Origin of the sequence: Antarctobacter sp., assembly GCF_048262615.1 — a bacterium.
Lineage (GTDB): Bacteria > Pseudomonadota > Alphaproteobacteria > Rhodobacterales > Rhodobacteraceae > Antarctobacter.
Genome location: NZ_JBLXFB010000027.1, coordinates 1 through 13,344, shown reverse-complemented (window position 1 = coordinate 13,344; position 13,344 = coordinate 1). Strand labels below are relative to the sequence as shown.

The window sequence follows — 13,344 nt, the reverse complement described above, 5'->3', positions numbered from 1 at the left end:
AGGTTTGCCGAAATGCCGGTTTCGACTCGGCGGGTTCCAGCGGATGGAACAGCGACGCGCCCCGCGACCGGCTTTGATCCGCCGGGCGCGCCTGAACCTGCGGCAGGTTCCCGCCCGCGCCCGCATCCTCTGGACGCCCGCCCCGTCCGGTCCTATAAGGCGCGCAAGATGTGTTTTTTCGCGATCATCATCCGAATTACATGCCCGGCGCTCTGACAGTACGAGCCGCCGGGACAAGGCGTATGAGCCGTCACGCCGCCCCTTCATCCTGACCGACACGACCGATCCAAAGGACGCCCGAGATGTGCGCCGACACACCCGACACGACCCTGCCCGACTACAAGGACACGTTGTCCCTGCCCAAAACCGATTTCCCGATGCGCGCCGGCCTGCCCAAGCGCGAGCCCGGCTGGCTGGACCGCTGGGACCGGCTGGGGGTCTATGACCGCCTGCGTGGGAAAAAAGAGGGCCGCACGCCCTTTATCCTGCACGATGGCCCGCCCTACGCCAACGGCCACCTGCACATCGGCCACGCGCTGAACAAGGTGCTCAAGGACTTTATCGTGCGGTCGCAGCAGATGATGGGCCGCGATGCGCGCTATGTGCCCGGCTGGGACTGCCACGGCCTGCCGATCGAATGGAAGATCGAGCAGCAGTACCGCGAAAAGGGCAAGAACAAGGACGATATCGACGTGGTCGATTTCCGTCAGGAATGCCGCAAATTCGCCGAAGGATGGATCGACATCCAGCGGGACGAATTCCAGCGCCTTGGCGTGACCGGCAACTGGGCCGATCCCTATCTGACGATGAATTTTCACGCCGAACGGGTGATCGCCGAGGAATTCCAGAAGTTCCTGATGAACGGCACGCTGTATCAGGGCTCCAAACCCGTGATGTGGTCGCCAGTGGAAAAGACCGCGCTGGCCGAGGCCGAGGTCGAGTATCACGACCACAAGAGCCACACGATCTGGGTGATGTTCGATGTCGTCTCCGCGGCGGATTTCCCGAACACCGGCGCCTGCATGAACACCGACCTGTTGTCGGCCAAGGTTGTTATCTGGACCACCACGCCCTGGACCATCCCCTCCAACAAGGCCGTCGCTTTCAACCCCGCCATCTCCTACGGGTTGTATGAGGTCACCGGCACGCCCGACGAATGCTGGGCCACCGTGGGCGACACATACCTGCTGGCCGACACCTTGGCCGCAGAGGTGCTGACCAAGGCGCGGCTCGAAGACGGTCAATGGACGCGCGTCCGCGACGTTTCTGCCGATGAACTTGGCGCGCTGACCCTTGCCCACCCGCTGCGCGGGATCGACGGCGCGGATGGCTTTTGGGACTACGACGTTCCGATGATCGACGGCGACCATGTCACCGACGATGCCGGCACCGGCTTTGTCCACACCGCGCCCAGCCATGGTCAGGACGACTATGAATGCTTTGTCGCGCGCAACTGGATCGACCGGATGACGCATAACGTCGGCGAGGAATCCGAATTCCTGCCGCATGTGCCCCTGTTCGCCGGGTTGCAGGTCTTTGACCGCAAAGGCAAAGAGGGCAAAGCCAACTCTGCCGTGATCGACGCGCTGGTCGCGACGGGCGGGTTGCTGACGCGTGGGCGCGTGACTCACAGCTATCCGCATAGCTGGCGGTCCAAAGCGCCGGTCATCTACCGCAACACGCCGCAGTGGTTCGCCGCCATCGACCGTGAGGTCGGCGACGGGCAGGACACCTATGGCACCACGATCCGCCAGCGCGCGCTGACCAGCATCGACCAACTGGTCAAGTGGACACCGCAAACCGGGCGCAACCGGCTGTATTCCATGATCGAGGCGCGGCCCGACTGGGTTCTGTCGCGCCAACGCGCATGGGGTGTGCCGCTGACCTGCTTCACCAAAAAGGGCGCGTTGCCGACCGATCCGGATTTCCTCCTGCGCGATCCGGCGGTGAATGCCCGTGTCAACGAGGCGTTTGAGACCGAAGGCGCGGATGCCTGGTACAAACCGGGCGCAAAGGCGCGCTTCCTAGGCAATGAATACGACCCCGAGGAATGGGAACAGGTGTTCGACATCCTCGATGTGTGGTTCGACTCCGGCTCGACCCATGCCTTTGTGCTGCGCGACCGCCCGGATGGGGCAGAGGACGGCATTGCCGACCTTTACCTCGAAGGCACCGACCAGCACCGTGGATGGTTCCATTCGTCCATGTTGCAGGCCTGCGGCACCAAGGGGCGCGCGCCCTATCGCGGCGTGCTGACCCACGGTTTCACGCTGGACGCCAAGGGCAACAAGATGTCCAAATCGCTGGGCAATACCGTGGCACCCGAGGATGTGACCAAGCAGTACGGCGCGGATATCCTGCGTCTTTGGGTGGCACAGGCCGACTACACCGCCGACCTGCGCATCGGGCCGGAAATCCTGAAAGGCACCGCCGACGGCTATCGCCGCTTGCGCAACTGCCTGCGCTACATGCTGGGCGCGGTGACCCATTTCACCGAGGACCAGCGCGTCGACGCCGCCGAGATGCCGGAACTGGAACGCTATATCCTGCACCGTCTGGCGGAACTGGATCACGTGGTCCGCGAAGGCTATGCCGCCTATGATTTTCAGGGCGTCTATCAGCAGCTGTTCAACTTCTGCACGGTGGAACTGTCGGCCTTCTACTTCGACATCCGCAAGGACGCGCTGTATTGCGATGGCGACACCGCGCGCCGCCGCGCCGCGCGCACGGTCATGGACCTGCTGTTCCACCGCCTGACCACATGGCTGGCCCCGATCCTTGTGTTCACCATGGAAGAGGTCTGGCTGGAGCGGTTCCCCGGAGACGAGTCGTCGATCCACCTGCAAGACATCCCCGAGACGCCCAAGGAATGGCTGGATGAGCCGCTGGCCGCCAAATGGCAAATGGTCCGCCGCGCCCGCCGCGCCGTGACCGCCGCGCTGGAGGTGCAGCGCACCGACAAGGTGATCGGTGCCTCGCTGGAGGCAGCCCCCGTGGTGCATGTGCGTGAGGCCGATATGCTGACCGCGTTGAAATCGGTGGCATTCGAGGACGTCTGCATCACCTCGGATATCGTGCTGTCGGGCGATCCCGCGCCGTCCGAGGCGTTCCGCCTGCCAGAGGTCGACGGCGTCACGGTGGTGTTCGAAAAGGCCGATGGGGATAAATGCCAGCGCTGCTGGAAAATCCTGCCGGACGTGGGCACCCATGCCCATCCCGCCACCTGCAAGCGCTGCAACGACGCGCTGGGGTAACAGCCATACATCACCTGCCCCGGCTGGTCCGGGGCAGGCCCGCACGCGACATTGCCGGACCGCCCTGAATCGCGTTACCCTTGGGTCAACAAGATGTGAGGGACCACGCCATGCTGCGCCGCTTATTCCTGATTTCGCTTGTCTCGGTCACGGCCGCCTGCGGGGTTCTGCCCGGCAATCTGGCGCTTGGACCAAACTCCACCCTGATTGTGACGCGCCATGCGGACCGGGATGGCGAAGACCTCAACGACAAGGGCCGTGCGCGGGCCCGCGCCCTTGTCAAGGCCGTCGACGGTCTGGGCGTGGCGCATATCTACAGCCCCGGCATAAAGCGCAATCTCGACACGGCGGAACCGCTGGCGCAGGCGCTTGGATTGCCGGTCAAACGGCTGCCGCAGGAAAACCCAACCCCCGCGCTGGTCGAGCGCGGCGCGGGAACCGTGGTGATCTGGGTGGGCAACAAGGGCAACATCGCAACGATCTGGGAGGACCTGCGCCTGTCAGAGCCGTCGCCGCTGGCCTATGGCGATCTGCACATCATCCGGTCCGACGCGCAAGGGCGGGTGACAATCGAACGCCGTCGCTATGGGCCGGAGTAGACAGCGCGCGGCCAGCCACCTCAGGCCAGCCCGCGATCCCGCGCGATCATCGCCGCATGGGTGCGGTTGCGGGCCTCCAGCTTGCGGCTCAGGGTCTTGACGTGCAGCTTGACCGTGACCTCCTGCAAATCAAGATCGCGGGCGATTTCCTTGTTCGCCTTGCCCTCGCAGATGCCGCGCAAAACCTCTTGTTCGCGTCGCGTCAGAACGCTTTCCTTGTCGAGGCGACCGGGCTTCATGAAGTCGATCGGCGTATAAACCTCACCCGCCGCCATGAACCGGGCCGCCGACAACAGCGACCGCGCGCTGAGGGTTTTGGGAATAAAGCCCTGCGCGCCCGCCTTCAGCGCCGCGCTGGCCACGTCCCGCGTAGCACTGCCCGACAGGATCGCCACCGGACGTCCGGAATTGGCCGCGCGCATCAGTTCCAGCCCTTCGAGACCGTTCATCCCCGGCATGTTGTAATCCAGCAGAACAAGGTCGAAGCTGCCGCTTTCCTTGGCCATCGCAACCGCGTCCTGCAACGTGGCCACGGTGCGGACCTCATCCACATCCGCCCCGTCGAGATACGCGGCGATGGTGTCGCGAACCAAGTCGTGATCATCCGCCACAAGAATTCTCATCATGTCTGCCCCACTCACACCAGTGCGCCGCTGTTCCCGGTCCCCGGCTGTTTTTTCCGGTTCGTTGTGCCTCGCTCGTAAGTGAGAGATACAGGAATTGAAATACATTGCCAAACCCTGCGTCCCGAGAAGCGGCACTCAGACCCGATCGCGCTTGCAAGCGCGCGCATAGATGGGTTGTCTTGGCGTGCACAGATCCACCGAGGCGCGCAAAAAAATGACGAGTTGCCCCAGACCCAAGATGGCAGACTGTTTCGGCAAGGCACCCGCCACGGTGACAGCGTGAGACCTGCGAAGACAGGGGCACCGCTGTTTGCCCCGGCCCTTGGTCTGCGGCGGGTGCTGGCCGTGCTGGTTGTCTTTCTGATCGTCGCGACCATCGCGGTGCTGGTGCTTGACCTGCGCCAGCAGGTCCGCAGGCTCGCCGCTTCGGCGGCGGACAATATGCAATGGACGCTGGGCCAGACCGAGGTCGAACTCATGGCGCTGGAGATCGCCGCCCTGCGCGCCAGTGCAGAGATCGACACTCTGGAAGAGGTCCGCCTGCGCTATGACGTGTATTACAGCCGTGTGCAAACCCTCAAGGACAGTTCAAAATTCGCCGCCTTGCTGGACTTCGGCATCGTCGCGGACCGGATTGATCAGATCTCGGCCTTTCGCGACACTTGGTTGCCGGTGATCGACGGGCCGGACGCGGGCCTGCGCGCCGCCCTGCCCCGAATGGCCGATGAGGCGCGCGCCGCCCGTGGGGCCGTGCGCGACGCAACGCTGGCCGGTGTCGAATTTTTCTCGGAACTGGGGTATGCCCAGCGCGACAGTCTGGGCCAGAGCATGGCCCGAGTCGGGCTGTTGACCGTGGCGCTGCTGGCGATGCTTGCGGTCCTGTCTCTGGCCCTGTTCCGACTGGCCCGGCAAAGCGATGCCGAAGCGCGGGAAAACCGCGAGACCCGCGAACGGATCGAAACCATTCTGTCGACCTCGTTCGACGCCGTGGTGGTGTCGGACTATGCCGGGCGCATTATTGAATACAACGGCGCGGCCGAACGGGTCTTTGGCTATGCCCGCGCCGAGGCCATCGGCGCCGACATGGCCGACCTGATCATCCCCGACCATTTCCGCGACGCCCACCGCGCGGGGCTGGCCCGCTTTCGCAGGGGCGGAAGTCCAAGGTTCACCGGTCAGGGCATTGTCCGGCTGGATGCCAAACGACGCGACGGCTCTGTCTTTCCGGTCGATGTGTCCTTGGCCCGTGCCCAAAGCCCCAGTGGCGAAATCTACATCGCGTTCCTGCGCGACATATCCGACCGTGTCCGCAGCGAGGCCGCCCTGAAACGCGCACGGGACCGCGCCATCGCAGGTGAAAAGCAAAAGGCAGAGTTGCTGGCCGTCATGAGCCATGAGATGCGCACGCCGTTGAACGGGATGCTGGGCACGCTGGAACTGGTCGACAATTCCGCGCTCGACAAACGCCACCAGCGCTTTTTGCGCATCGTGAAAGAGTCCGGCCGCGTGTTGCTGCGCCATGTGAACGAGGTTTTGGACATCTCGCGGCTGGACGCGGGCAAGATGAGCCTGCGCAAGACCGGGTTTGATCTGATCGCATTGCTGGAAGAGACCATCGACAACCAGCGCCAGAACGCGGCGGTGCATGGCAATACCCTTGTTCTGGTGCCGCCGAACCCGGAACTGCACCACGTCCACGGCGATCCGGACAGGCTGCGCCAGATCCTGCTGAATCTCGTCAGCAACGCGATCAAGTTCACCCGCAACGGGCGTATCGCCATCGAGGCCGATTGCAGCAACGGTCTGGAGGCGGTCGAACTGCGGGTGACCGACACCGGCATCGGCATCGCCGAGGCGGATCTTGACCGCATTTTTGAGGATTTCGTCACCATTGACAGCACCTACGGGCGCAGCACGTCGGGCACCGGGCTGGGGCTGGGCATTTCGCGGCGGCTGGCCACGGCGCTGGACGGCGAACTGGACGTGGAAAGCGAACCGGGGGACGGCAGCGTGTTCTGGCTGCGGCTGCCGCTTGCACCTCCGGAACGGGCCTATCCGGACCTGCCCGTGCCAGAGAGTCCTCCGGTGAAACCGTCCCCGGTGCCGCCTCCCTGCGAAATCCTGCTGGTCGAGGACAATGAGATCAACAGGATCGTCGGGCGCGAATTGCTGGAACACGACCGGCACCATGTCGAGACCGCCGCCAGCGGCGAATTGGCCCTGAAACTGGCCGAAGCGCGCCGGTTCGACGTGGTCCTCATGGACATTTCGATGCCCGGAATGGACGGAATAGACGTGGCCCGCACCCTGCGCGCCGGCGCGGGCATCAATGCGGCAACTCCGATCATCGCCACCACGGCACACGCGTTGCCGCAAGAAATCGAGGCATTTCTGGCCGCCGGGATGCAGGCGGTCCTGATCAAGCCACTGACGCTCGACGCGATCCGTGGGACATTGATGCAAGCCACCCAAAAGGCCCCCACTGCCCCGCCGCCGCCCCTTGTCTCGTTGACCTGTGAGAGCATCGACACGACCCAGCTTGCGGAAATGCGGCGGCATCTGTCCGATGAGCGCGTGGCCTTTATCCACGACCGCTTTGTCGATGAGATGTCCGATTTTCTGGATGTTCTGCCGGACCTGATGCAGTCGGGCGGCGCGGGTCTGGCCACGCTGGCGTCCGAAGCGCATCGCCTGTCCGGCTCGTCGGCGGTGTTGGGAAGTGTCAAGCTGACGGCGCTGTTGCGGGCGCTGCACACCGAGGCACAGGCCGAACAAAGGGCCGCCTTGGCGAAGCGCACTGTCGAGCTGGCCACCTGCTGGGAGACCACGCGCGCGGCGCTGACGGTGGCGTTGCAAGCCTTGGAACAGGCGCAGTAGGCGCGGTGGCTTTACGCCTTCCGCCCAGCGGCGTTAAACACACCAGAAACCGCGCAGGAGAGCCCCAATGTCCAACCCGCTTTACGACACGCTGCTTGGCCACCAGTCGCAGAACGCCAAGGTTTTCCTGCACCTGCCAGAGGGCGGACACCTCAGCTATGCGGGCTTCGTCGGGCGGGTCGCCCAGTTCGCCGGGGCCTTGCGCGGTCTTGACCTGCAACCGGGCGACCGGGTGGCGTTGCAGGTGGAAAAATGCCCCGATGCGCTGGCGCTGATCTTTGGCTGCCTTCAGGCGGGCGTGATCTTTCTGCCCCTGAACACCGGCTACACAGCCGATGAGATCGCCTATTTCGTCGAGAACTCCGGCGCGCGGGTGCTGGTCTGCGACCCGTCCAAGGCCGCAGCCCTAAGCGCAGTGGCAGAGCGTTTCGGCGCGGGCTGTGAAACGCTGGGTCCGCAGGGCGGCAGCCTTGCCGACATGGCCGATACTGCCCCGACCACCGCCCCCGTCGCGCCGCGCGCAGGTGACGACCTTGCCGCATTCCTCTACACCTCCGGCACCACGGGCCGCTCCAAGGGCGCGATGCTGAGCCAGAACAACCTGCTGTCCAACGCGCTGACGCTGGTCGACCTGTGGCGCTTCACCGGCGATGACGTCTTGCTGCACGCGCTGCCGATCTTTCACACCCACGGGCTGTTTGTGGCGACCAACGTGATCCTCGCGGCGGGCGGATCGATGGTGTTCTTTCCGAAACTCGACGCCGACGCGCTGATCGACTGGATGCCGCGCGCCACCAGCCTGATGGGGGTGCCGACCTTCTACACCCGCCTGCTGGACAACCCACGCTTTGACGGCGACGCGGCGCGGGATATGCGGCTGTTCATCTCCGGCTCCGCCCCGCTGCTGGCAGAGACGCACAGGCAATTCGAGGCGCGCACCGGCCACCGCATCCTTGAACGCTACGGCATGACTGAAACGAACATGTCGACCTCCAACCCCTATGACGGCGACCGCCGCGCGGGCACCGTGGGCCCCCCCCTGCCGGGGGTCGAGGCCAAGGTCTGTGACGACGCGGGGGCCGAGTTGCCGCGCGGTGAGATCGGCACGCTGGAGGTGCGCGGGCCGAACGTGTTTCAGGGCTATTGGCAGATGCCCGAAAAGACCGCCGCCGAACTGCGGGCGGACGGGTTCTTTATCACCGGCGATCTGGCGATGATGGACGCGGAGGGCTACGTCACCATTGTGGGCCGGGGCAAGGATCTGATCATCTCGGGCGGGTTCAACATCTACCCCAAGGAGATCGAGGAGCTGTTGGACGCCCAGCCCGGCGTGTTGGAATCCGCCGTGGTCGGCGTGCCGCATCCGGACTTTGGTGAGACGCCTGTGGCGGTGCTGGTGCCGCTGCCGGAACAGGTGCCGGATCTGGAGGCCGTTGGCGCGGAGGTGTCCGCTCGGTTGGCCCGGTTCAAGCATCCCCGCCATATGGAACTGATCGACGCCCTGCCGCGCAATACGATGGGCAAGGTACAAAAGGCGGCGCTGCGGGATCGGTTCGCGGGGCTGTTCTCAGGTTGAGACGCCGGGCTTGGCGCGGGCCTGCACGGCGTAGGAGCAGCGGTAAGGCTTGATATCCAGCAAGGGCGTGCCGGTCAGGCAGTCGAGGCCGCGCACGGTGAGGGTTGTGCCCTCGCGCCCGATCAGGCGGACAATTGAGGTGCCGATGGGATTGGGGCGCAGCGGTGAGCGGACGGAAAAGGTGCCGCGCGTCAGGCCGTCGGCCTTGGGGCTTTGGGTGAGCAGGTCGCGGCGGGCCTCGTGCAACCAGTAGAGAACCTCGATAAATTCGAACTGGTCGAGGCCTTCGAGGGCAGGGGCATAGACGGGGTCGAGGATCAGGCGGCAATCGGGGCCGCCGTCTGGATCGCCCTGTCTGGGGCAATCGGCGCGGACCTGAAAGGGTGTCTCGATCCGGCCGATAAAACGCAGGCCCGCGTCGGTGGCGGGGGGCAATTCGGCATGGATTTCGCCGGCGCGGAGCTGGTCTCGATGGATGGATGTGGACATGGGATGAGAGTGCCCTTGGGGCTGGATTTGGGCCAGTGGGTTTTTGGCCGCAGGGAGGGGTGTCCACGCGTGGACAGCAAGGTGACGTCGCGTCTTCAATGGGTTGCAGAGGCGAATTTACGAAGTGTTAGGGCTTGGGGGAGCGAGGGCGGCGCGTTTGGTATGGATTTCGGGACACCTGTCGGTTTCCGCGGTTGGGCATAGACTTGGCGAACATTGGAGGGTTTTGTAGTCAGGTTGTGGACGAAAATGAGGGTTTCGGTAGCGATCTCAGATGTCGGCTGTGCGGGACTTTGCAGACACTCAGTGATCGCGAAGTAACGTCAGCTTTTCAGCCTGAGAGCTCAGACGTATCGCTTCAGATTTAGCTGTTTTTTCGAATGCCATTTTCAATTCGCCTTCAGAACACTGCCGACGAAAATCAGAAAAACCCGCCATGAGGAAGCCAGGCATGTTCAGCCATACCAACCTGAAATCTTCCTCTTCAACTATCCGCATATTGTATGAACGGTTCAAGACCGTTGCGACGGGATGCGAAGGACACTCAAAAGTCGGTATGCAAAAAATTGGATGACAGGAGCCAGCAGAGCGCCGTTCCAATATCTTTCTTCTCCAACACTCCTCAGCTTGAAATGCAGCTTCCGGCACATCAATCTTCAACCACATCAGCGCCTTATAGACCGTCGATAGCCCGAGATGTTCAAGTGCAACTTGGGGCACATTGTCTAATTTCTCTGGGAAACGGTATCCATCGGAGACCGGATCTTCACCCCATTTGTTGAAAACGTCGTTCTCGCATTCCCTGCAGAAATAGTGCTCGGCATAGAAATCTTGTTGGGTGCCGAACTTGCCGTTCGGCTTTTGTTGGTGAAGTGTACTCCCGGCTTTATTGATTACGAATTTAGGGTAGATGTGACATTTTTTTTTGAAGCTCACGTTCCCTAAGGCATAGCTTGCACGTTCCCTTCATTCTCCACCTTTCATCCTACAGAGCATTCGCGACCGCATCACCATAGCAGTCATTTGTTCGCACTGCAGCATTCCGAACAATGGGCTCAGACGAGCCATTCGCCACAGCCCCACGACGCTCCCAAGAGCACCGTTTTTGGCATGGTTGAACGCCTGCCGTGGCCCACTCCCTTACCCCAACAAAACCCTCGGCTCTTCCCGCCCCGTCACCTCTGTCTCAAACGCAAAGGTATTCCCTGCCGCGTGGTCGTCCTCTGACAGCCCCTCGCTGGCGGAGGTGAGCATAAGCGTGGTCAGGTTGGAGCCGCCGAAGCTGGGGCAGGTGATCTGGGGGGTGGGCAGGGGGAGTGCGCGCAGGAAAGTGCCGTCTGGCGCGTAGCAGGCGACGCGGGCGGCGTTCCATTGGGCGTTCCAGAGGTTGCCTGCCGCGTCGGTGACGGCGCCGTCGGGGTTTAGTCCTTCGGGGTTCAGGTCCAGCCAGTCTTCGGGGTCGCCTGCGGGCCAGCCTTCGGCGTCCAGTGCGACGCGGCGGATGATCTTGGTCGGGGTGTCGGTGAAATAGGCGTAACCTCCGTCCGGGGCAAAGCAGATGGCGTTGGGGATGGAGATGCCCGGATACAGTGTGCGCAACTCACCTTTGTAGTAGCGATAGATCGCCCCTGCCCCGGCTTCGGCGTGATAGCCCATCGTTCCGATCCAGAAGCCCCCCTGAGGGTCGGCGCGGCCATCGTTGGAGCGGGTGACGGGGTTGTCCGCCTCCAGAACAACCACATGGGTTTCGGTTCCGGCATCGAGGTCGAAGGTAAAAAGGTCGCGTTCGGAGGCGATCAGCAGGCGGTCCCGGTCTACCCAGCCAGCGGCAGAGACGGCGCGGTCAAATTGCCAGTGCCGTTGCGTGGTGCCGTCGTGTTCATACAGACGGTGGCCAAGGATATCGAACCACAGGAAGGTGCCTCGCCGGGGGTGCCAAAGAGCCCCTTCGCCAAGGATGCAGCGGGTGTCGGACAGGGTGGTGCAAGCGGTCATGGGGTTTCCTCAGGCGGCAACGGTGACAACGCCGCCATCGACGGCAAGGCATTGTCCGGTGATCATGGCGCTGGCCTGTGAGGCCAGAAACAGCACTGGCCCGGCAAGGTCCATCGGTTCCAGGTGGCGGCCAAGGCATTGTTTCGGCAGAAAGGCGGCCAGCGCCTCTTCATTGGCCCAGAGCCGCAACTGGCGGTCGGTCAGCACCCAGCCGGGGGCCACGGCGTTGACGCGGATGCCGTCGCCGCCAAACTCGCGGGCATGGCCACGGGTCATGGCGGTGATGGCCCCGTTGGCGGTGGTGTAGGCGGTCATCTCGCCCATGCCGACCATGTAGCTGATGGAACTGAAGTTGACGATTGCGCCGCCCCCCGCTGCCTGCATCATTGGCACGGCGATCTGGGTGGTGAGGAAATAGCTTTTCAGGTTGACCGCGATCAGCGCGTCCCATTCGGCGGATGTGGTGGTCAGCGTGTCGTGGCGGGTATCGTTGGCGGCATTGTTGATCAGCACGGTGATCGGGCCATGCGCGCGGGCGGCCTTGGCCATGGCGGCGCGCAGGGCGGGCTCATCGGTGACGTCGCAGGGCAGGAACAGCGGGCGGTTGCCGTGCCGGGTTTCCATCCGGTCGCAGAACACGGTGACATCCGAGCGCTGGACAAAGGCGACGCGCGCGCCCTGCTGGAGGAACGCCTCTGTCAGGGCGGCCCCGATCCCGGCACCGCCGCCGGTGATGAACACCGACGCACCGCGCAGGTCCGGGTGGACGGGGATCGTGTTCCCGGTCTCGTCCATCGTGCTCCTCCCCATGATTGCGCTGCCACTGTCTCGCGCCGGGGCGCGCGGCGCAAGACCTCTCAAAGGGCTGGAATCACGGCGCGATATCGGTTCTAGTCTGGGCACACCGGAAGAGAGGGTTCCATGAACTGCGTATTCGTCCAGATCAGATGCCGCCCCGGCACGGCCTACCGCGTGGCCGGAGACATCGCCCTGCGCGAAATCCATTCCGAGTTGTACTCGACCAGCGGCGAGTATGACCTGCTGCTCAAGATGTACATCCCGGAAGAGGACGACACGGGCAAGTTCATCAACGACAACCTGCTGGATATCGACGGGATCGAACGCACGCTGACCACGCTGACGTTCAGAGCGTTCTAGACAACAGACGACGGGGAGACTTTTATGACTTTCAAGACATTGGCCAAGACATTCGCACTGGGCGGCGCGGTCTGCGCCGCGCTGGCGACTGCGGCGGCGGCCGAGGTGAAGGTGGGCATGATCACCACGCTGTCGGGCGGCGGCGCGGGCCTTGGCATCGACGTGCGCGACGGCTTTATGCTGGCGATCGAACAGTCGGGGCGCGACGATATCGAGGTGGTGATCGAGGACGATCAGCGCAAGCCGGACGTGGCGGTGCAACTGGCGGACAAGCTGGTGCAGTCGGAAAAGGTGGACGTGCTGACCGGGATCATCTGGTCGAACCTTGCCATGGCGGTGGTGCCAAGCGTGACCGCGCAGGGCAAATTCTACCTGTCCCCCAACGCGGGTCCGTCGCAACTGGCCGGGCGTGGCTGCCATCCGAACTACTTCAACGTGGCCTGGCAGAACGACGCCTTTCACGAGGCGGCGGGGGCCTATGCGGCGGCGGATGGGTCGAAAAAGGCCTTTGTGATGGCGCCGAACTATCCGGCGGGCAAGGATGCGATCACCGGGTTCAAGCGCGGCTTTGGCGGTGAAATCGCCGAGGAGGTCTATACCAAGCTGGGCCAGACCGATTACGCCGCCGAGATTGCGCAGATCAAGGCCTCGGACGCGGATATCCTGTATTACTTCCTGCCCGGCGGGATGGGGATTTCCTTTATGAAGCAATACTCCGGCTCGGGGGCCGAGGTGCCGGTGATCGGGCCTGCGTTCTCCTTCGATCAGGG

The 13,344-nt window shown here is 63.5% G+C and carries 11 protein-coding genes; 6 read left to right on the top strand and 5 right to left on the bottom strand.

The annotated features are described in order from the left end of the window. Window positions 1–302: 302 nt before the first annotated feature. On the top strand, window positions 303–3,254 hold the full coding sequence (ileS, locus tag ACN0S5_RS20340; RefSeq protein WP_417210758.1) for an isoleucine--tRNA ligase: 2,952 nt from the start codon (window positions 303–305) through the stop codon (window positions 3,252–3,254). Between the two features lie 110 nt (window positions 3,255–3,364). Continuing rightward, window positions 3,365–3,853, top strand: coding sequence for a histidine phosphatase family protein (locus ACN0S5_RS20335; protein WP_417210757.1), 489 nt, complete (start codon window positions 3,365–3,367; stop codon window positions 3,851–3,853). Between the two features lie 20 nt (window positions 3,854–3,873). On the opposite strand, the gene ACN0S5_RS20330 is transcribed toward ACN0S5_RS20335, so the two are convergent. After that, window positions 3,874–4,476: a response regulator gene (locus tag ACN0S5_RS20330; protein WP_417210805.1), complete on the bottom strand. Its 603-nt coding sequence runs from the start codon at window positions 4,474–4,476 to the stop codon at window positions 3,874–3,876. 282 nt (window positions 4,477–4,758) lie between these two features. On the opposite strand from ACN0S5_RS20330, the gene ACN0S5_RS20325 reads away from it, so the two are divergent. Beyond that, window positions 4,759–7,356, top strand: coding sequence for an ATP-binding protein (locus tag ACN0S5_RS20325; protein ID WP_417210756.1), 2,598 nt, complete (start codon window positions 4,759–4,761; stop codon window positions 7,354–7,356). A gap of 67 nt (window positions 7,357–7,423) precedes the next feature. Continuing rightward, window positions 7,424–8,932 (top strand): malonate--CoA ligase, encoded by a 1,509-nt coding sequence (locus tag ACN0S5_RS20320; RefSeq protein WP_417210755.1) that lies wholly within the window; start codon window positions 7,424–7,426, stop codon window positions 8,930–8,932. On the opposite strand, the gene tsaA is transcribed toward ACN0S5_RS20320, so the two are convergent. The 4 genes from tsaA to ACN0S5_RS20300 form a co-directional block, all read right to left on the bottom strand. Continuing rightward, window positions 8,924–9,421, bottom strand: coding sequence for a tRNA (N6-threonylcarbamoyladenosine(37)-N6)-methyltransferase TrmO (gene tsaA / locus ACN0S5_RS20315; RefSeq protein ID WP_417210753.1), 498 nt, complete (start codon window positions 9,419–9,421; stop codon window positions 8,924–8,926). The genes ACN0S5_RS20320 and tsaA overlap by 9 nt on opposite strands. A gap of 303 nt (window positions 9,422–9,724) precedes the next feature. Next, on the bottom strand, window positions 9,725–10,357 hold the full coding sequence (locus ACN0S5_RS20310) for a hypothetical protein (RefSeq protein WP_417210752.1): 633 nt from the start codon (window positions 10,355–10,357) through the stop codon (window positions 9,725–9,727). 204 nt (window positions 10,358–10,561) lie between these two features. Then, window positions 10,562–11,416: an SMP-30/gluconolactonase/LRE family protein gene (locus ACN0S5_RS20305; protein ID WP_417210751.1), complete on the bottom strand. Its 855-nt coding sequence runs from the start codon at window positions 11,414–11,416 to the stop codon at window positions 10,562–10,564. Between the two features lie 9 nt (window positions 11,417–11,425). Further along, window positions 11,426–12,211, bottom strand: a complete 786-nt coding sequence (locus tag ACN0S5_RS20300) for an SDR family NAD(P)-dependent oxidoreductase (RefSeq protein WP_417210750.1) — start codon at window positions 12,209–12,211, stop codon at window positions 11,426–11,428. 126 nt (window positions 12,212–12,337) lie between these two features. Between ACN0S5_RS20300 and ACN0S5_RS20295 the strand changes: the two genes are divergently transcribed. Both ACN0S5_RS20295 and ACN0S5_RS20290 read left to right on the top strand, forming a co-directional pair. Then, on the top strand, window positions 12,338–12,574 hold the full coding sequence (locus ACN0S5_RS20295; protein ID WP_094033077.1) for an Lrp/AsnC ligand binding domain-containing protein: 237 nt from the start codon (window positions 12,338–12,340) through the stop codon (window positions 12,572–12,574). Window positions 12,575–12,598: 24 nt separating this feature from the next. Continuing rightward, window positions 12,599–13,344 (top strand): ABC transporter substrate-binding protein (locus ACN0S5_RS20290; RefSeq protein ID WP_417210749.1); only part of this gene is annotated, 746 nt, incomplete at its 3' end.

Coding starts and splice junctions, on each gene's coding strand:
- ileS (WP_417210758.1), top strand. CDS start 303: ATGTGCGCCGACACACCCGACACGACCCTGCCCGACTACAAGGACACG.
- ACN0S5_RS20335 (WP_417210757.1), top strand. CDS start 3,365: ATGCTGCGCCGCTTATTCCTGATTTCGCTTGTCTCGGTCACGGCCGCC.
- ACN0S5_RS20330 (WP_417210805.1), bottom strand. CDS start 4,476: ATGAGAATTCTTGTGGCGGATGATCACGACTTGGTTCGCGACACCATC.
- ACN0S5_RS20320 (WP_417210755.1), top strand. CDS start 7,424: ATGTCCAACCCGCTTTACGACACGCTGCTTGGCCACCAGTCGCAGAAC.
- tsaA (WP_417210753.1), bottom strand. CDS start 9,421: ATGTCCACATCCATCCATCGAGACCAGCTCCGCGCCGGCGAAATCCAT.
- ACN0S5_RS20305 (WP_417210751.1), bottom strand. CDS start 11,416: ATGACCGCTTGCACCACCCTGTCCGACACCCGCTGCATCCTTGGCGAA.
- ACN0S5_RS20300 (WP_417210750.1), bottom strand. CDS start 12,211: ATGGACGAGACCGGGAACACGATCCCCGTCCACCCGGACCTGCGCGGT.
- ACN0S5_RS20295 (WP_094033077.1), top strand. CDS start 12,338: ATGAACTGCGTATTCGTCCAGATCAGATGCCGCCCCGGCACGGCCTAC.